Source organism: Vibrio neptunius, from assembly GCA_019339365.1.
GTDB lineage: Bacteria > Pseudomonadota > Gammaproteobacteria > Enterobacterales > Vibrionaceae > Vibrio > Vibrio neptunius.
Window position 1 is genome coordinate 423,353 of the sequence record CP079859.1, and the last position, 18,924, is coordinate 442,276.

At 47.0% G+C, this 18,924-nt stretch carries 11 protein-coding genes, 4 tRNA genes, 1 rRNA gene and 3 pseudogenes; 15 read left to right on the top strand and 4 right to left on the bottom strand.

Translation table 11 applies throughout. The features are described from left to right. The first annotated feature begins 3 nt into the window (after positions 1 to 3). The 5 genes from atpA (at position 4) to glmU (ending at position 5,847) form a co-directional block, all read left to right on the top strand. Positions 4 to 1,545: a F0F1 ATP synthase subunit alpha gene (atpA, locus tag KW548_02050; protein ID QXX06926.1), complete on the top strand. Its 1,542-nt coding sequence runs from the start codon at positions 4 to 6 to the stop codon at positions 1,543 to 1,545. Positions 1,546 to 1,588: 43 nt separating this feature from the next. Continuing rightward, complete coding sequence (atpG, locus tag KW548_02055) at positions 1,589 to 2,455, top strand: F0F1 ATP synthase subunit gamma (GenBank protein QXX06927.1); 867 nt, start codon at positions 1,589 to 1,591, stop codon at positions 2,453 to 2,455. Positions 2,456 to 2,490: 35 nt separating this feature from the next. After that, complete coding sequence (atpD, locus tag KW548_02060) at positions 2,491 to 3,894, top strand: F0F1 ATP synthase subunit beta (GenBank protein QXX06928.1); 1,404 nt, start codon at positions 2,491 to 2,493, stop codon at positions 3,892 to 3,894. Between the two features lie 18 nt (positions 3,895 to 3,912). Next, positions 3,913 to 4,335, top strand: coding sequence for a F0F1 ATP synthase subunit epsilon (gene atpC / locus KW548_02065; protein QXX06929.1), 423 nt, complete (start codon positions 3,913 to 3,915; stop codon positions 4,333 to 4,335). Between the two features lie 150 nt (positions 4,336 to 4,485). Next, positions 4,486 to 5,847: a bifunctional UDP-N-acetylglucosamine diphosphorylase/glucosamine-1-phosphate N-acetyltransferase GlmU gene (gene glmU, locus KW548_02070; GenBank protein ID QXX06930.1), complete on the top strand. Its 1,362-nt coding sequence runs from the start codon at positions 4,486 to 4,488 to the stop codon at positions 5,845 to 5,847. 44 nt (positions 5,848 to 5,891) lie between these two features. On the opposite strand, the gene KW548_02075 is transcribed toward glmU, so the two are convergent. Further along, positions 5,892 to 6,632, bottom strand: a complete 741-nt coding sequence (locus tag KW548_02075) for an amino acid ABC transporter permease (GenBank protein QXX06931.1) — start codon at positions 6,630 to 6,632, stop codon at positions 5,892 to 5,894. A 91-nt stretch (positions 6,633 to 6,723) separates the two neighbouring features. Here KW548_02075 and KW548_02080 point away from each other — a divergent pair. Further along, positions 6,724 to 7,499: pseudogene (locus KW548_02080) on the top strand (transporter substrate-binding domain-containing protein). Positions 7,500 to 7,546: 47 nt separating this feature from the next. Here the strand turns inward: KW548_02080 and KW548_02085 are convergent. Then, positions 7,547 to 8,747 (bottom strand): annotated as a pseudogene (locus KW548_02085) (Bcr/CflA family multidrug efflux MFS transporter). Positions 8,748 to 8,888: 141 nt separating this feature from the next. On the opposite strand from KW548_02085, the gene KW548_02090 reads away from it, so the two are divergent. Beyond that, positions 8,889 to 9,806 carry a LysR family transcriptional regulator gene (locus KW548_02090; GenBank protein ID QXX06932.1) on the top strand — a complete coding sequence of 306 codons (918 nt, stop codon included), beginning with the start codon at positions 8,889 to 8,891 and terminating at the stop codon, positions 9,804 to 9,806. Positions 9,807 to 9,958: 152 nt separating this feature from the next. On the opposite strand, the gene fadA is transcribed toward KW548_02090, so the two are convergent. Further along, the gene (gene fadA / locus KW548_02095; GenBank protein QXX06933.1) at positions 9,959 to 11,134 is read right to left on the bottom strand and encodes an acetyl-CoA C-acyltransferase FadA; all 1,176 of its coding nucleotides are present in this window, start codon (positions 11,132 to 11,134) and stop codon (positions 9,959 to 9,961) included. 12 nt (positions 11,135 to 11,146) lie between these two features. Further along, positions 11,147 to 13,318 (bottom strand): fatty acid oxidation complex subunit alpha FadB, encoded by a 2,172-nt coding sequence (fadB, locus tag KW548_02100; protein QXX06934.1) that lies wholly within the window; start codon positions 13,316 to 13,318, stop codon positions 11,147 to 11,149. Positions 13,319 to 13,575: 257 nt separating this feature from the next. Here fadB and KW548_02105 point away from each other — a divergent pair. From KW548_02105 to KW548_02140, 8 genes and pseudogenes are all read left to right on the top strand, one after another. After that, positions 13,576 to 14,200, top strand: a pseudogene (locus KW548_02105) (YigZ family protein). Positions 14,201 to 14,245: 45 nt separating this feature from the next. Further along, positions 14,246 to 15,703, top strand: a complete 1,458-nt coding sequence (locus KW548_02110) for a TrkH family potassium uptake protein (protein QXX06935.1) — start codon at positions 14,246 to 14,248, stop codon at positions 15,701 to 15,703. 9 nt (positions 15,704 to 15,712) lie between these two features. Next, complete coding sequence (hemG, locus tag KW548_02115) at positions 15,713 to 16,240, top strand: menaquinone-dependent protoporphyrinogen IX dehydrogenase (protein QXX06936.1); 528 nt, start codon at positions 15,713 to 15,715, stop codon at positions 16,238 to 16,240. A gap of 528 nt (positions 16,241 to 16,768) precedes the next feature. After that, positions 16,769 to 18,320, top strand: a 16S ribosomal RNA gene (locus KW548_02120). Between the two features lie 89 nt (positions 18,321 to 18,409). Then, positions 18,410 to 18,485, top strand: a tRNA-Glu gene (locus KW548_02125). A 2-nt stretch (positions 18,486 to 18,487) separates the two neighbouring features. Beyond that, positions 18,488 to 18,563, top strand: a tRNA-Lys gene (locus KW548_02130). Between the two features lie 28 nt (positions 18,564 to 18,591). After that, positions 18,592 to 18,667: transfer RNA gene (locus KW548_02135), tRNA-Ala, on the top strand. Positions 18,668 to 18,702: 35 nt separating this feature from the next. Continuing rightward, positions 18,703 to 18,778: transfer RNA gene (locus KW548_02140), tRNA-Val, on the top strand. The last annotated feature ends 146 nt before the right edge of the window (positions 18,779 to 18,924 follow it).

Here is an 18,924-nt window from a genome sequence, read left to right on the forward strand (position 1 = left end):
AGCATGCAACTTAATTCCACGGAAATCAGCGATCTAATCAAACAGCGTATCGAATCTTTCGACGTTGTTAGTGAAGCTCGCAATGAAGGTACTATCGTTTCGGTAAGCGATGGTATCATCCGCATTCACGGCCTAGCGGACGTGATGCAAGGTGAAATGATTGAATTACCGGGTGGCCGTTATGCACTGGCACTTAACCTTGAGCGTGACTCGGTTGGTGCAGTTGTAATGGGCCCATATGCTGACCTTAAGGAAGGCATGAAAGTTACAGGTACTGGTCGTATTCTTGAAGTACCAGTTGGTCCAGAGCTACTAGGTCGCGTAGTAAATACACTAGGTGAGCCAATTGATGGTAAAGGTCCAATCGAAGCGAAACTGTCTTCACCTGTAGAAGTGATCGCACCGGGTGTAATCGACCGTAAATCGGTAGATCAACCTGTACAAACTGGTTACAAATCAGTTGACTCAATGATCCCAATCGGTCGTGGTCAGCGTGAGCTTGTAATCGGTGACCGTCAGACTGGTAAAACAGCGATGGCGATCGATGCGATTATTAACCAGAAAGACTCAGGTATTTTCTCAATCTACGTAGCAATCGGTCAGAAAGCATCGACTATCGCTAACGTAGTTCGCAAACTAGAAGAGCACGGCGCGCTAGCAAACACTATCGTTGTTGTTGCATCTGCTTCTGAATCTGCAGCGCTACAATACCTAGCGCCATACGCAGGTTGTGCGATGGGTGAATACTTCCGCGATCGTGGTGAAGATGCACTGATTGTTTATGATGATCTATCTAAGCAAGCTGTCGCTTACCGTCAGATCTCTCTACTACTAAAACGTCCACCGGGCCGTGAAGCCTTCCCTGGTGATGTTTTCTACCTCCACTCTCGTCTACTAGAGCGTGCAGCTCGTGTAAGCGAAGAATATGTAGAGAAGTTCACTAATGGTGAAGTGAAAGGTAAGACAGGTTCTTTGACTGCTCTTCCTATCATTGAAACTCAAGCAGGTGACGTTTCAGCATTCGTACCGACTAACGTAATCTCGATTACCGATGGTCAGATCTTCCTACAGACTGAGCTATTCAACGCAGGTGTTCGCCCAGCGGTTGACCCAGGTATCTCAGTATCTCGTGTAGGTGGTTCAGCGCAGACGAAAATCATCAAGAAGCTATCTGGCGGTATCCGTACAGCACTAGCTCAGTACCGTGAACTTGCAGCATTTGCTCAATTCTCTTCTGATCTTGATGAAGCAACGAAGAAACAGCTAGACCACGGTCAAAAAGTTACAGAACTAATGAAGCAGAAGCAGTACGCTCCTATGTCTGTATTTGACCAAGCGCTAGTAATCTTCGCGGCAGAGCGTGGCTATTTAGCAGATGTTGAACTCAGCAAACTGCTAGATTTTGAAGCGGCTCTACTATCGTACGCTCGCGGTCAATACGCTGATTTCGCAGCTGAGATCGACAAGACGGGTGCATACAACAATGAAGTTGAAGCGCAGCTTAAGAAGCTGACTGACGACTTCGTGGCAACCCAAACTTGGTAATAGGTCGGTGGCAGTCTCTGCCACCAACTAATGGAGAGTAACGATGGCCGGCGCAAAAGAGATACGTAATAAAATCGGTAGTGTTAAAAGCACGCAGAAAATTACGAAAGCGATGGAAATGGTAGCAGCTTCAAAAATGCGTCGTTCTCAAGATGCAATGGAAGCTTCTCGTCCATACGCTGAAACAATGCGTAAAGTGATCGGTCACGTGGCAAACGCAAATCTAGAGTACCGTCATCCGTACCTAGAGGAGCGTGAAGCGAAGCGAGTTGGTTACATCATCGTTTCTACAGACCGCGGCTTGTGTGGTGGTTTGAACATTAACGTGTTCAAGAAAGCTGTTATAGACATGCAAGCTTGGAAAGAGAAAGGTGCTGAAGTGGAACTGGCGGTTGTCGGTTCTAAAGCTACAGCGTTTTTCAACAACAGTGGCGCTAAAGTCGCTGCGCAGGTTTCTGGTCTGGGCGATAGCCCAAGCCTAGAAGACCTAATCGGTTCTGTAAGCGTAATGCTGAAGAAATACGATGAAGGTGAACTGGACCGTCTGTATGTAGTGTTCAACAAATTTGTGAACACCATGGTTCAAGAACCAACGATCGATCAATTGCTACCTTTGCCTAAATCAGATAGCGAAGAAATGCAGCGTGAGCACTCATGGGACTACATCTATGAACCTGAACCACAACCTCTGCTGGATGCACTGTTAGTGCGTTACGTAGAGTCTCAGGTGTACCAAGGTGTGGTTGAGAACCTTGCTTGTGAGCAAGCGGCTCGTATGATTGCGATGAAAGCTGCAACAGACAACGCCAGCAACCTGATTGAAGACTTAGAACTTGTGTACAACAAAGCCCGTCAGGCTGCGATCACACAAGAACTGTCTGAAATCGTTTCAGGTGCTGCAGCGGTTTAAGCTTAGGTAAAACGAAATAGTTTAGAGGATTAACGATGGCTACAGGTAAGATCGTACAGATCATCGGTGCGGTAGTCGACGTAGAGTTCCCACAGAGCGAAGTACCTAGTGTATATGACGCTCTAAACGTAACGGACTCAAAAGAGCGTCTAGTTCTTGAAGTTCAACAACAGCTAGGCGGTGGCGTAGTTCGTTGTATCGTAATGGGTAGCTCTGATGGTTTACGTCGTGGAGTTGAAGTGGTTAACACTGGCGCTCCAATTTCGGTACCAGTAGGTACTAAGACCCTAGGTCGTATCATGAACGTTCTAGGTGACGCGATTGACGAGTGTGGTGAAATCGGTGCAGAAGAGACTTACTCTATTCACCGTGAAGCACCAAGCTACGAAGAGCAATCAAACGAGACAGCTCTACTTGAAACTGGTGTGAAAGTAATCGACCTAGTTTGTCCATTCGCTAAGGGTGGTAAAATCGGTCTATTCGGTGGTGCAGGTGTAGGTAAGACCGTTAACATGATGGAACTTATCAACAACATCGCACTTCAGCATTCTGGTCTATCAGTATTTGCTGGTGTAGGTGAGCGTACTCGTGAAGGTAACGATTTCTACTTTGAAATGCAGGAAGCGGGCGTTGTAAACGTTGAGAAGCCTGAAGAATCAAAAGTAGCAATGGTTTACGGTCAGATGAACGAGCCACCAGGTAACCGTCTACGTGTTGCACTGACTGGTCTAACAATGGCTGAGAAATTCCGTGACGAAGGTCGTGACGTTCTACTGTTCGTTGATAACATCTACCGTTATACACTAGCGGGTACAGAAGTATCAGCACTTCTAGGTCGTATGCCATCTGCGGTAGGTTACCAGCCTACTCTAGCAGAGGAAATGGGTGTACTTCAGGAGCGTATCACGTCAACTAAGCAAGGTTCTATCACGTCTGTACAGGCGGTTTACGTACCTGCGGATGACTTGACCGACCCGTCTCCTGCAACAACGTTCGCGCACTTGGATGCAACGGTTGTACTTAACCGTAACATCGCAGCGATGGGTCTATACCCAGCGATCGACCCACTAGATTCAACATCTCGTCAGCTTGACCCTCTAGTTGTAGGTCAAGAGCATTACGATATCGCTCGTAACGTTCAGCAGACACTTCAGCGCTATAAAGAGCTGAAAGACATCATCGCGATCCTAGGTATGGACGAGCTATCTGAAGAAGATAAGCAAGTTGTATCTCGTGCACGTAAGATTGAGCGTTTCCTAACTCAGCCTTACCACGTAGCGGAAGTATTCACTGGTGACCCTGGTATCTACGTACCTCTTAAAGAGACTCTACGTGGCTTCAAAGGTCTACTAGCTGGTGATTACGACGACATTCCAGAGCAAGCGTTCATGTACTGTGGTGCAATTGACGATGCTATCGAGAATGCGAAGAAGCTATAAGGCTAACTAGGAGGCGATATGGCACCAATAACCTTTCACCTAGACGTAGTAAGCGCTGAGAAGAAAATCTTTTCAGGTCGTGTTGAAACGTTTCAGGTGACCGGTAGCGAAGGTGAGCTAGGTATTTTCCACGGCCACACTCCGCTACTGACCGCTATCAAGCCTGGTATGGTGCGTATTGTGAAACAGCACGGCCACGAAGAAATCATTTATGTTTCTGGTGGTATGGTGGAAGTTCAGCCAGGTACAGCGACTGTGCTGGCTGATACGGCTATCCGTGGTGAAGAACTAGACGCAGCGAAGGCAGAAGAAGCCAAGCGTCGCGCTGAGGAGAGTATCCAGAATCAGCACGGCGATATGGACTTCGCTCAAGCGGCCAGTGAGCTGGCGAAAGCCATTGCTCAGCTACGTGTTATCGAGCTGACAAAGAAACGTCGTTAATTCAATTGCGGTGTTTTAAAAATGATAAAGGCGGTCATATGACCGCCTTTTTGCTTAATTTTTAACGGAAATTTTTCCAGATCAATTAACTAATCCCTGATTAGTGTCTAGAATATCCATCAGTTTAACAACAAGTATATAGGTTACTGAATGAAATTTAGCGCGGTGATCCTCGCAGCGGGTAAAGGCACTCGCATGTACTCGAATAAGCCAAAAGTACTGCATACCTTGGCAGGTAAACCCATGGTTAAACATGTGATTGATACGTGTACTGGTTTAGGCGCGCAGAATATTCATTTGGTTTACGGTCACGGCGGTGACCAGATGCAGGCTGAGTTGGCAGAGGAATCTGTAAACTGGGTACTGCAAGCGGATCAGTTAGGTACTGGTCACGCTGTGGATCAGGCTTCTCCTCAGTTTGAAGATGACGAGAAAATCCTCGTTCTCTACGGTGATGTACCGCTGATCTCAGAAGAGACAATAGAAAGCCTATTGGATGCGCAGCCTACAGGTGGTATCGCGTTGCTGACGGTGGTACTGGATAATCCGATGGGCTATGGGCGCATCGTGCGTCGCAATGGCCCTGTTGTTGCCATCGTTGAGCAGAAAGATGCGACGGAAGAGCAGAAGCTGATCAAAGAGATTAATACTGGTGTAATGGTTGCTACTGGCGGTGATCTTAAGCGTTGGTTATCTGGCCTGAACAACAATAACGCTCAGGGTGAATATTACTTAACAGATGTGATTGCCGCGGCTCATGATGAAGGCCGTGCGGTAGAAGCTGTTCATCCAGTAAACCCCATTGAAGTAGAAGGCGTTAACGACCGTGCTCAGTTAGCTCGTTTAGAGCGTGCTTTTCAGTCTATGCAAGCTCAAAAGTTGTTGGAGCAAGGCGTCATGTTACGTGATCCGGCACGTTTTGATCTGCGCGGTGAGTTGCAGTGTGGTATGGATTGTGAAATCGATACCAACGTCATCATTGAAGGCAAAGTAACCTTGGGCGACAACGTGATCATTGGTACTGGAAGTGTACTGAAAGATTGTGAAATCGACGACAATAGTGTCATTCGCCCTTACAGTGTGATTGAAGGCGCGACGGTTGGTGAAGAGTGTACAGTTGGTCCGTTCACACGTTTACGCCCAGGTGCAGAGATGCGTAATGACTCTCATGTGGGTAACTTTGTTGAAGTGAAGAATGCACGCATTGGCGAGGGTTCTAAAGCAAATCACCTGACCTATTTAGGTGATGCGGAAATTGGTCAACGCACAAATATTGGTGCAGGCACGATCACTTGTAACTATGATGGCGCAAATAAATTTAAGACCATCATCGGTAACGATGTGTTTATTGGCTCTGACAGTCAGCTGGTGGCTCCTGTTACTATCGCGGATGGTTCAACCGTCGGCGCTGGCACGACATTAACCAAAGACGTTGCAGAAGGTGAGTTAGTGATTACTCGCGCGAAAGAGCGCAAAATCACAGGCTGGCAGCGCCCAGTGAAACAAAAGTAAACCTCAATTATTAAAAAACGCCGCTTATTGCGGCGTTTTTATAGCTAGTTACTTGGAATCGCAATACGTCGCTCCAACCACCTGACTGCCTGCGATACCAACAGAATTAAAATCAGATACTCCAGCACCAGAAAGGTATAAATCTCAAGGGGTAAATACTCATTGACCACCAGCTCATTTGCTCGCCGCGTTAAATCGCTCAGTCCAATCACGCTGACCAACGAACTCATTTTCAAGATATAGACAAACTGATTACCTAGTGGTGGCAGGATTTGTCTAAATGCTTGTGGCAGGATGACCAAGCGCATTTTTTGCCAGTAATTCAGTCCGAGTGACTCTGCAGCCTCATGTTGCCCTTTGGCGATGGACTGGATCCCGCCGCGAAAAACTTCCGCCATGAAAGCACTTTCTGCAACGGTTAGGGCGATAACACCTGCCCAAAAATGATCGAGTGAGATATCCAGCAGTGTTGGTAGGCCGTAATAGACCCACAATAGCAGAACGAGTACAGGAATCGAGCGGATGACCTCAACATAAACTCTATTCAGGCCATTGATCCATCTTGAATTTGATAATGAAGGTAAAGCAACCAACAAACCTATTAGCATTGCCAGAGCCATGCTCAATAGCGAAATCATGATGGTGTCGTAAAATCCTGCGCTCAGAAACTTCAGGTTTGTCTGACCTTGTTCCGTCGAAGGATCGAGTACATACCAGCCCCATTGATAGTCACTACAGCCAGTGAGAAGGAGAGTGGTGGCCAGCCAGAAATAACGATAGGTCACATTACATCCTGTATTGTCTAAAAAAACTGCTTTGTTGCTGCTATGTTAGCAGTGAACGATCACAGAGCGTAATAACTTTAAGGAAGATTAAATGAACAAGTTCATCCTAGCACTCGGACTGTGTATTTTATCAATCGGTCAGGCAGCGGCCGAGACAAGTCGACTCCATGAGATTCTTGATAGCGGGGTGTTACGGGTAGGGACGACTGGGGACTGGAATCCGATGACAATGAAAGATCCGGCTACCAATAGCTACCGAGGCTTTGATATTGATGTAACCACTGAGCTGGCCAAAGATTTAGGCGTCAAAGTTGAATATGTTGCAACGGATTGGAAAACATTGGTCAATGGCATCACCGCCAATAAGTACGACATTACGGGCAGTGCCTCTCTGAATATGTCTCGCGCGAAGGTAGCGGGCTACAGCCAAGCGTATTTCTACTTGGCTTTCGTGCCTGTGGTACAGAAAAAGATCTGCAAAAGTTCTCAGACTGGAGCGATTTTGACAAGGCAGAGGTGAAAGTTGCAGCGACATTGGGGACGGTGCAAGAAAAGATGGTCAAAGAATTCTTTCCTTCGGCAAAACACATTGTGATTGAAGCGCCAGCGCGAGATTTCCAAGAGTTACTAGCTCGCCGTGCAGATGTTTCCGTGACATCGAACGTTGAAGCAGCAACGTTAGTTGAGAAGTTTAAACAACTCGCTATTGTACCTGTAAAAGAGCCACGCAAACCTACCCCGATTGCGATGCTGCTGCCGCAAGATGACCAAGTATGGATTAACTACATCAATCACTGGGTAGAACTGAAAAAGATCCAAGGCTTTTTCAGACAAACTGCTGAGAAATGGGGATTGAAGAGCAAGTAATTGCTTTGTCGAAGAAAGAGCCGCACAACGCGGCTCTTTTTAATTGGTCACTCGTCACTGACGACACGAGAATTGTCTGGGGCAGTAAACTGCTGCGATAATTGACGGTTAGAAACAATGTAGCCAATCCATAGACCGCTCATACAAATAACGATTGCAATACCTGTGACTACTTGAGCTTGGCTGGCCATCGCCGCGACTAACGCACTGGCGAGACTGCTGACGCAGATCTGCAAGCTGTTTTGTAGCCCTGCCGCAGTCGCTGGGCTCTGCTTAGCGCTGGCCAATGCACGGTTGACGACAATCGGGTAAAGCGCACCGTTAGCGACGGCAATTAAGCAGAAGGGTGCAAGAATCGGCCAGATGGATGTGAGCTGCCATTGTGAGGCGATAAACACGAGTAGTGAGGCGACACTGAATAATCCAATCAACTGACGCAGTACTTTTTCATCCCCGTATTTGGCCACCCCCTTTTTTGCCCAAGTAACCACCAGCCATAAAGGCGATCGTCTGAGGAATAAAACTGAGACCGATGTCTTTGGCTTCGTAGCCAAGCTGAGCCATGATTTCTGGCATACCGGTCAGATACGCAAAGAATGCAGCTGATGCGGTAGCAAACATCATGACGTTGCCCAGATAAGTCTTTGAGCTTACTAGTGCTTTGATATCTGAGCTCATGCTAGTCTGCTTAGCTGGCTCCTTTTCATTGCTTTGTGCCATCGTCGTGGCTACTAGCAACAATCCCATTAGTGTCAGAGCAACAAAAATACTGTGCCAGCCAAAGCTATCTGCCAGCACAACACCCAATTGCGGTGCTAAAGCGGGAGATAGTGCCACTAGCGGCATAATAGTGGCGAAGATTTGTTGGCTGCTGCTGGAGTAACGTTTGATGACCATCGCTTGCCAGATCACTGCAGGAGCGCAGACGCCGATGGCCTGAATGAAGCGAAGTGTCAGTAATTGCCAAACTTGATCGCTGAAAGCGAGGCCAAAAGAGGCCAGGGTAAACAAACCTAAACCTGCGGCTAGCGTATTTCGATGGCCAAATTTGTCCGATGCTAGTCCCCATAAAAGTTGGCCAATCGCCATACCGACCAGAAACACAGTCAAGGACAGTGCAATTTGTTCTGGGCCAGTAGCAAAATCACCTTCCATTGCTTTGAAGGCAGGTAAGTACATATCTGTGGCAATAAAACCTAGCATTGATAACGAGGCTAAATAGAAAAGTTGTAATTTAGAGATTTTCATCATCTTTCCATTCAAAAAAATTCACGGGTTGTTATAAGTTGTCGCCAACATTTTTATTAACTTTGCTATTCTATTTTTCGTGATAGTGAAATTGAAACGCTAAAATTTGCAGTTATTCATCAAAAAATTTGAAAGGTGGCTATGAGTGTATTTTCTCAAACTTCGTTAGAGCTGGTGGATACAGTGGCTCGTCTTGGCAGCTTTACAGCGGCAGCGGAGGTCTTGCATAAAGTGCCATCTGCCATTAGCTACAGCATTCGCCAAATGGAGCAGGAATTGGATGTGGTGCTGTTTCGTCGCTTACCAAGAAAGGTAGAGCTGACGCCCGCAGGTGAAGTGTTTCTTGAACAGGCTAGGGCAATGCTTCGACAGATGGAAGAAGTGAAAGCGCAAACCAAGCGTGCAGCGCACGGCTGGCAGAAAACACTCAAACTGACGTTAGATAATGTGGTTAAACTGGAGCGTCTCAAGCCATTGATTGAAGATTTTTATCAAACCTTTCCTTACGCTGAGCTGCAGATCAATATGGAAGTGTTCAACGGGTCTTGGGAGGCCATATCTCAGGGCAGAGCTGATATTGTCATTGGGGCGACGTCGGCGATTCCAGTGGGTGGAGATTTTGAAGTTCGGGATATGGGGATCCTCGATTGGGCATTTGTCACTTCACCTAGTCACGCTTGTGTACGCCAGCAAAACCTGACTGAAGAATTTGTCAGTCAGTTTCCTGCGATCTGCCTTGATGATACTTCCAATGTACTGCCCAAACGTCACACTGGTCATTATCCTCACCAACGTCGTTTATTGCTGCCTAACTGGTACAGTGCCATCGAGTGCTTAAAAAATGGGGTCGGCGTAGGCTATATGCCACGTCATATCGCGATGCCACTGATCCATGAAGGTCAGTTGGTTGAGAAGTTATTGCCAGATGACAAGCCAATCAGTCGCTGTTGCCTAGTTTGGCGCAAAGATGACAATCACAAATTGATTCAGTGGATGGTGGATTATTTAGGTAGTGGGGATAAGTTACATAACGATTGGCTGCGTTATGCATCAAACTGAGTTAAAACCAATTCGCAACGACATTCGACTTGAAGCCATGAAGTTTAAACTATCTCAATGAACTTGGATGTCTGTAGTTGAATGAGAAGAAAGCCTCGTTGTTCAAATAAAAAGGCCTGCTCAGCAGGCCTTTTTGTTTAGGTCAATGTCAACTAAGGGCGTTCAAATACAGTGGCAATCCCCTGGCCTAAACCGATACACATAGTCGCTAAACCATACTTGGCGTCTTTGGACTCCATCAAGTTGATCAATGTAGTTGAGATGCGTGAACCAGAACAACCTAGTGGGTGCCCTAGTGCAATAGCACCGCCATTGAGGTTAACCTTATCGTCCATCACATCTAGCAGACCTAGGTCTTTTGCACATGGAAGTGATTGAGCTGCAAAGGCTTCATTAAGCTCAACTACATCCATATCTTCAATTGACAGGCCAGCTCGTTTCAGAGCTTTCTGGGTTGCAGGAACTGGACCGTAACCCATGATAGACGGATCGCAGCCCGCAATGGCCATACCTTTAATACGAGCTCGAATCGTTAGCCCGAGCTCATTGGCTTTGTCTTCACTCATGATCAGCATGGCGGACGCGCCATCTGAAAGCGCGGATGACGTACCAGCTGTAACTGTACCATTCGCAGGGTCAAATACCGGACGAAGCTGAGAAAGCCCTTCTACTGATGTTTCTGGACGAATCACCTCATCGTGGTCTAGCGTGAACAGGGTGCCATCGGCAGCGTGCCCCTCTGTTGGCAGGATCTCGTTTTTAAAACGACCTTCAACCGTTGCAGCGTGGGCTCGAGCATGAGAGCGTGCGGCAAATTCGTCTTGCTGTTCACGGCTGATGCCGTGCAACTTACCCAGCATTTCGGCTGTCAGACCCATCATACCCGCTGCCTTCGCGACGTTTTTAGACATGCCTGGGTGGAAATCCACACCGTGATTCATTGGTACGTGGCCCATGTGTTCAACACCACCAATCAGACAGATTTCAGCATCGCCTGTCATGATAGCGCGTGTACCATCATGCAGCGCCTGCATTGATGAACCACATAGGCGGTTGACAGTTACCGCGCCAATTTCAATTGGCAAGCCTGCAAGTAGTGCTGCATTACGCGCAACGTTAAAGCCTTGTTCTAACGTTTGCTGTACACAGCCCCAGTAGATGTCTTCAATTTCGCTTGGGTTAACCTGAGGGTTACGAGCTAAAATCCCTTTCATCAAATGGGCTGATAAATCTTCAGCTCGTGTGTGTCGGAAAGCGCCACCTTTGGAGCGCCCCATTGGTGTACGCAGACAATCTACGACAACGACGTTTCTTGTTTGTAAAGCCATGTGGGAATCTCCTTAGATAGAACCGTGTTGCTGAGTGCCATAGAAGGTTTCGCCTTTGGCAGCCATATCAATCAGCATTTGTGGAACCTGATACATAGCACCAAGACCTTGGTGCTGCTCTGCCATCGCTACAAATTCAGCGATGCCCACACTATCTAGGTAGCGGAACACACCGCCGCGGAATGGAGGGAATCCTAGACCGTATACCAATGCCATGTCGGCTTCCTGCGGAGAAGCAATAATGCCTTCCTGCAAACACAGTACGACTTCATTAATCATTGGAATCATCATACGTTGAATGATGGTTTGATCGTCGAACTCTTGAGCTTGACTGCATACTTCAGACAAAATCGGTAAAACCTCGTCACTGAAGGTCTTTTTCGGTTTACCACGTTTATCGACACTGTAGCTATAGAAGCCGCTGCCATTCTTTTGCCCGTACTTATTGGCGTCAAACAATGCATCAATGGCGTCGCGAGATGATTTACCCATACGCTCAGGGAAACCTTTCGCCATGACTTCTTGTGCGTGGTGTGCAGTATCAATACCCACTACATCCAGTAGGTAAGCTGGACCCATCGGCCAGCCAAACTGGCGCTCCATGATTTTGTCGACTTTAGTAAAGTCTGCGCCATCACGAAGTAGCATGCTGAAGCCGCCAAAGTACGGGAAGAGTACACGGTTAACGAAGAAACCTGGACAGTCATTGACCACGATTGGCGATTTACCCATCTTAGCGGCGTAAGCGACAACACGATTGATGGTTTCATCAGAGGTGTGCTCACCACGGATGATCTCAACGAGAGGCATTCGGTGCACTGGGTTGAAGAAGTGCATACCACAGAAATTTTCTGGGCGCTGAAGCGACTTGGCCAACAAGTTAATTGGGATCGTTGAAGTATTGGAAGTGATGACAGTATCTTCGCTGACCTGTTGTTCTACTTCACTTAATACGGCGGCTTTGACTTTTGGGTTTTCTACTACGGCTTCAACAATCACATCCGAATTTTCAACCCCCGCGTAATGTAGGCTAGGAGTAATTGATGCTAGTATACCCGCCATCTTAAATCCATCGATACGGCCGCGTGACAAGCGCTTATTGAGCAGCTTAGAGGCTTCTGTCATGCCGAGGTCCAACGATGCCTGAGCAATGTCTTTCATCATAACCGGCACGCCTTTGAGAGCCGACTGGTAAGCAATACCGCCACCCATAATGCCTGCACCTAGCACGGCTGCGCGTTCAGTTTGTTTGTTGGCATGTTTTGCCGCTTTCTTGGCAATGCCCTTGATGTACTGGTCGTTAAGGAAAAGGCCAACCAGCGCTTTCGCTTCTTCGGATTTAGCCAGTTTGATGAAGTACTTACGTTCAATATCTAGGGCTTCATTACGTGCAAAACGTGAACCTTCTTCAATGGCGATGACCGCTTTCATTGGCGCAGGGTAGTGTGGGCCTGCTTTTTGTGCCACTAAACCTTTTGCCATCGTGAAGCTCATCATGGCTTCTAACTTACTTAAGGTCAGTGCAGAGGTTTTTTGTTTACGGCGTTGCTGCCAATCTAGCTTCTCATTAATTGCTTGTTTGAGTGTTGCTAGTGCTGATTCATACAGTGATTCACTGTCGACAACAGCATCTAGCAGACCAATTTTTAGCGCTTCATCTGCGCGGCAAGCTTTGCCTTGTGTGATGATTTCCATGGCACTGTCAGCACCAATGACGCGAGGGAGGCGCACACAGCCGCCAAAGCCAGGCATGATACCGAGTTTTGTTTCTGGTAAGCCAATGCTGGTGGTTTTATCACCAATGCGCATGTCAGTAGCGAGTACACACTCACATCCGCCACCAAGAGTATGACCTTTCAGTACAGAAATGGTTGGTACAGGCAGATCTTCAAGCTTATTGAAGATGCTGTTGGCAAATTGTAGCCACTTATCGAGTTCGGCTTCTTCCTTAGCAAATAGACCTAAGAATTCTGTGATATCTGCGCCGACAATGAAGGCATTTTTATCTGAAGTCAGTAACAGGCCTTTTAGACCTTGGTATGCATTCAGGGCATCCAAGGCTTTATCGAGTGATTCCAGAGTGGCGAGGTCGAGCTTGTTGACAGAATTTGGTGAGCAGAAACTTAGCTCAGCGATACCGTCGTGTAATTCCTTTACCTGTAGGGTTTCGGCTTGGTAAATCATTATCTATCTCCATGACATACAATCTTGGGATTGCGCGTATACCAGCCTCAAGCATAAGGCTTGTGGGCCAGCATATAGAAATGTCGCTTTATTCTTATTCTGGTTAGACCAGTTGTTTTAGTGTGGACTCAGCTAGAGTTAAATTCAATACATTTTTTAAACAAGTGTTTAACATTGTGCGCTGTGGCCGATCTTTTAAGGGCTCTTATTAGGAGAGCATGATAAAATGGCATGATAATAAAAACTGACGCAATGATATGAACGACCAGCCCTATCTTATTCCAGCTCAACTTGCTCTATTTGAAGAAGAAATTAAGAAAAGTGTATTTATCACTCAGCTGGTACATACCCCTTCGGTAGAGGCAGCCAAGGCTTTTGTTGAGAAGGTAAAAATGCAGCATTCAGATGCGAGGCATAACTGCTGGGGGGTTCGTAGCAGGCCGACCAGAAGACTCTATGCAATGGGGGTTCAGTGATGATGGGGAGCCATCCGGTACAGCCGGCAAACCTATCTTAGCTCAACTATCGGGAGCTGGTGTAGGCGAGATTACAGCAGTTGTTACTCGTTACTCTGGCGGAATCAAGCTAGGCACGGGTGGTTTGGTCAAGGCATATGGTGGTGGTGTTCAGCAGGCTCTCAAGCTGCTTCAAACTATTGAGAAAAAAATAACCACAAAGCTATTACTGGAGTTAGACTATGGCTTAATTGCTATTATCCAGAACCTATTGCCGCAATTTGGCGCGCAACAAGTGGACACTGACTATAGTGAACAAGTAAAGATGGTCGTGGAAATTGAGCTTCGCTATGTGAGTGACTTTACCCAAACCATAATCAACAAAAGTGGAGCCAGAGTTTTGGTTACCCCTTTAGACGGAAAATAAAGAGAATCAGGAAGTCGGAAGCTCAGCTTCAGTCATCATCTATCCATGCAGTTTCGTTCAATTATTCGAATTGTCGGGCTATTGCTCGCACTCTTTAGTGTCTCAATGCTAGCGCCTGCGCTAGTCGCGTTGATTTATCGTGACGGAGCGGGTGTGCCATTTGTCACCACTTTCTTTGTCCTACTTATCTGTGGTGCTATCTGCTGGTGGCCAAATCGACGCCATAAACATGAACTTAAAGCGCGAGATGGTTTCCTTATCGTTGTTTTGTTTTGGACGGTTATAGGTAGTGCGGGGTCGCTTCCTTTCTTACTCTCTGATAACCCTAACGTGTCAGTAACAGACGCCTTTTTTGAATCTTTTTCTGCTCTGACCACCACTGGAGCCACGGTCATTGTTGGACTCGATGAGCTCCCTAAAGCAGTACTTTTCTATCGTCAATTCCTACAGTGGTTTGGTGGAATGGGAATCATTGTACTTGCCGTCGCTATTTTGCCTGTATTGGGTATCGGGGGAATGCAGTTGTATCGAGCTGAGATTCCCGGCCCCGTGAAAGACAGTAAGATGACACCAAGAATTGCTGAAACAGCAAAGGCGCTGTGGTACATCTATCTGAGCTTGACGATCACATGTGCCTTGGCGTTCTGGCTGGCGGGAATGACACCGTTCGATGCCATCGGCCATAGTTTTTCTACGATAGCCATCGGTGGCTTCTCAACTCATGACGCTAGTATGGGCTACTTTGATAGCTACGCGATTAACATGATTACAGTCGTATTCTTGTTGATCTCTGCGTGTAACTATTCTTTGCATTTTGCCGCGTTCGCGTCTGGTGGTGTTCATCCTAAGTATTATTGGAAGGATCCTGAATTTCGTGCTTTTATCTTCATACAGGCACTCCTCTTTGTTGTATGCTTCCTTATCTTGCTTAATCACCATTCCTACGATTCTGTTTATGATGCGTTCGACCAGGCGCTGTTCCAGACGGTGTCTATCTCAACCACTGCTGGTTTTACGACAACGGGCTTTTCAGAGTGGCCTCTATTTCTACCTGTATTGCTATTGTTCTCTTCTTTTATCGGAGGCTGTGCTGGTTCAACGGGTGGCGGTATGAAAGTCATACGTGTCTTGTTACTCACCCTCCAAGGAGCACGTGAGTTAAAGCGTTTGGTACACCCGAGAGCAGTCTACACCATCAAAGTCGGTGGTACGGCACTGTCTCAACGTGTGGTTGATGCGGTATGGGGGTTCTTCTCTGCTTATGCTTTAGTCTTTGTCGTATGTATGCTAGGTCTGATAGCCACAGGTATGGATGAGCTCAGTGCCTTTTCTGCAGTGGCCGCAACTCTAAATAACCTTGGTCCAGGCTTAGGAGAAGTCGCCCTTAATTTTGGTGATGTCAATGATAAAGCCAAATGGGTGTTAATTGTCTCTATGCTGTTTGGACGTCTTGAAATATTTACTTTATTGATTCTACTAACTCCGACATTTTGGCGTAGTTAAGGAGCTTTTGTGACCAAAGCACTATTTCTTTACTCTTCTCGCGAAGGGCAAACCCAAAAGATACTTCGTTATATAGAGCAAGAACTAGCGGAGTTTGACGTGGAAACCCAAGATCTACACAGTGCGGAAAATATCGATTTCGTATCGTATGACAAGGTATTGATTGGAGCTTCAATTCGATATGGCCATTTGAACAAACGTCTGTACCAGTTTATTGAACGGTATAAACAACAGCTAGATTCTAATAAGGTTGCCTTCTTTTGTGTCAATCTGACTGCCAGAAAAGAAGCGCAAGGTAAGGACACACCTGAAGGCAGTGCTTACATTCGCAAGTTCTTAGTCAAATCATCTTGGAAACCAAAGTTAATCGGCGTATTCGCAGGTGCTCTTTACTATCCACGATATAATTGGTTCGATAAAATGATGATTAAGCTAATTATGAGCATGACTGGAGGCGAGACGGACACCAGTAAAGAGGTCGAATACACTAACTGGAAAAAGGTCTCGTTATTCGCTCAAAAGTTTAGCAATTTGTGAAGATAAGAGTGATATTTGGTCGTTTGGGGTCAAGCTTTAACCGAAAGGTAAGAAAAACTAAAAAATCATCAAAAGGGGTTGCCAAGAAAATCTTGATCTCTATAATGCCCCCTCGCTGACACGGGAACGCTTCGAAGCTTATGTCTCGAAACCATAAAGCCCAGTTAGCAAGGTCGATTAGCCAAGTGGAAACACTTGAAAATAAGTTTGAAAAAAGTGGTTGACACTAAACTTTATCTCGCTAAAATGACCGCCTCTTCCGAAGTGAGGTTAATCACAAAAGAAGAACGCTCTTTAACAATATAAACCTATCAATCTGTGTGGGCACTCGTTGATGATAATCCAATTAGAAGCTTCGGCTTCAAATTAGGTTTCAATGAAACGAAGTGACCTATCGAGATTAGCTTTCTTTGTAAAAGGAAACTTAGTCTTGGCACAGTCAATTCATTATCGTTCTGTTGGAACGATAATAGCTTTAAAATTACACAGTAGTTTTGAAGTCAGTATTCATTGAGCCGACAAAATCTTAAATTGAAGAGTTTGATCATGGCTCAGATTGAACGCTGGCGGCAGGCCTAACACATGCAAGTCGAGCGGAAACGAGTTATCAAAGCCTTCGGGTGGAGATAACGGCGTCGAGCGGCGGACGGGTGAGTAATGCCTGGGAAATTGCCCTGATGTGGGGGATAACCATTGGAAACGATGGCTAATACCGCATAATAGCTTCGGCTCAAAGAGGGGGACCTTCGGGCCTCTCGCGTCAGGATATGCCCAGGTGGGATTAGCTAGTTGGTGAGGTAATGGCTCACCAAGGCGACGATCCCTAGCTGGTCTGAGAGGATGATCAGCCACACTGGAACTGAGACACGGTCCAGACTCCTACGGGAGGCAGCAGTGGGGAATATTGCACAATGGGCGCAAGCCTGATGCAGCCATGCCGCGTGTATGAAGAAGGCCTTCGGGTTGTAAAGTACTTTCAGCAGTGAGGAAGGTGGTGTCGTTAATAGCGGCATCATTTGACGTTAGCTGCAGAAGAAGCACCGGCTAACTCCGTGCCAGCAGCCGCGGTAATACGGAGGGTGCGAGCGTTAATCGGAATTACTGGGCGTAAAGCGCATGCAGGTGGTTTGTTAAGTCAGATGTGAAAGCCCGGGGCTCAACCTCGGAATTGCATTTGAAACTGGCAGACTAGAGTACTGTAGAGGGGGTAGAATTTCAGGTGTAGCGGTGAAATGCGTAGAGATCTGAAGGAATACCGGTGGCGAAGGCGGCCCCCTGGACAGATACTGACACTCAGATGCGAAAGCGTGGGGAGCAAACAGGATTAGATACCCTGGTAGTCCACGCCGTAAACGATGTCTACTTGGAGGTTGTGGCCTTGAGCCGTGGCTTTCGGAGCTAACGCGTTAAGTAGACCGCCTGGGGAGTACGGTCGCAAGATTAAAACTCAAATGAATTGACGGGGGCCCGCACAAGCGGTGGAGCATGTGGTTTAATTCGATGCAACGCGAAGAACCTTACCTACTCTTGACATCCTCAGAAGAGACTGGAGACAGTCTTGTACCTTCGGGAACTGAGAGACAGGTGCTGCATGGCTGTCGTCAGCTCGTGTTGTGAAATGTTGGGTTAAGTCCCGCAACGAGCGCAACCCTTATCCTTGTTTGCCAGCGAGTAATGTCGGGAACTCCAGGGAGACTGCCGGTGATAAACCGGAGGAAGGTGGGGACGACGTCAAGTCATCATGGCCCTTACGAGTAGGGCTACACACGTGCTACAATGGCGCATACAGAGGGCGGCCAACTTGCGAAAGTGAGCGAATCCCAAAAAGTGCGTCGTAGTCCGGATTGGAGTCTGCAACTCGACTCCATGAAGTCGGAATCGCTAGTAATCGTGGATCAGAATGCCACGGTGAATACGTTCCCGGGCCTTGTACACACCGCCCGTCACACCATGGGAGTGGGCTGCAAAAGAAGTGGGTAGTTTAACCTTCGGGGGGACGCTCACCACTTTGTGGTTCATGACTGGGGTGAAGTCGTAACAAGGTAGCGCTAGGGGAACCTGGCGCTGGATCACCTCCTTATACGATGATTACTCACGATGAGTGTCCACACAGATTGATGGTTTATGTAGTTTAAGAGAACGAAGATATCCCAATATCTTCAACTTAGTGTCCCGTTCGTCTAGAGGCCTAGGACACCGCCCTTTCACGGCGGTAACAGGGGTTCGACTCCCCTACGGGATACCATTGGGTCGTTAGCTCAGTTGGTAGAGCAGTTGACTTTTAATCAATTGGTCGCAGGTTCGAATCCTGCACGACCCACCATTTCTTTTACAGAAATGATTCTCAAGATGGGGCTATAGCTCAGCTGGGAGAGCGCCTGCCTTGCACGCAGGAGGTCAGCAGTTCGATCCTGCTTAGCTCCACCATTCTTGACGTCTTCCACAAGACGAAAAACTCATGTGGGCGATTAGCTCAGTTGGGAGAGCACCTGCCTTACAAGCAGGGGGTCACTGGTTCGAGCCCGGTATCGCCCACCATCTTTAAGCGTACTTAGTAAGTGCTTTTAAAAATGGTTACTTCATGAGAAGTGATTAGCTCTTTAACAATTTGGAAAGCTGACGAATAACAACAATCCCCATCTCTATGAGATGCGTTGTTATTCATTTAAAAGTTCTCAAATCCT

What these genes read in the sequence shown, in the direction of transcription:
- KW548_02090 (QXX06932.1), top strand. Translation starts at nt 8,889, where the DNA reads ATGAGTGTATTTTCTCAAACTTCGTTAGAGCTGGTGGATACAGTGGCT.
- glmU (QXX06930.1), top strand. Translation starts at nt 4,486, where the DNA reads ATGAAATTTAGCGCGGTGATCCTCGCAGCGGGTAAAGGCACTCGCATG.
- fadB (QXX06934.1), bottom strand. Translation starts at nt 13,318, where the DNA reads ATGATTTACCAAGCCGAAACCCTACAGGTAAAGGAATTACACGACGGT.
- atpG (QXX06927.1), top strand. Translation starts at nt 1,589, where the DNA reads ATGGCCGGCGCAAAAGAGATACGTAATAAAATCGGTAGTGTTAAAAGC.
- atpC (QXX06929.1), top strand. Translation starts at nt 3,913, where the DNA reads ATGGCACCAATAACCTTTCACCTAGACGTAGTAAGCGCTGAGAAGAAA.
- fadA (QXX06933.1), bottom strand. Translation starts at nt 11,134, where the DNA reads ATGGCTTTACAAACAAGAAACGTCGTTGTCGTAGATTGTCTGCGTACA.
- atpD (QXX06928.1), top strand. Translation starts at nt 2,491, where the DNA reads ATGGCTACAGGTAAGATCGTACAGATCATCGGTGCGGTAGTCGACGTA.
- KW548_02110 (QXX06935.1), top strand. Translation starts at nt 14,246, where the DNA reads ATGCAGTTTCGTTCAATTATTCGAATTGTCGGGCTATTGCTCGCACTC.
- atpA (QXX06926.1), top strand. Translation starts at nt 4, where the DNA reads ATGCAACTTAATTCCACGGAAATCAGCGATCTAATCAAACAGCGTATC.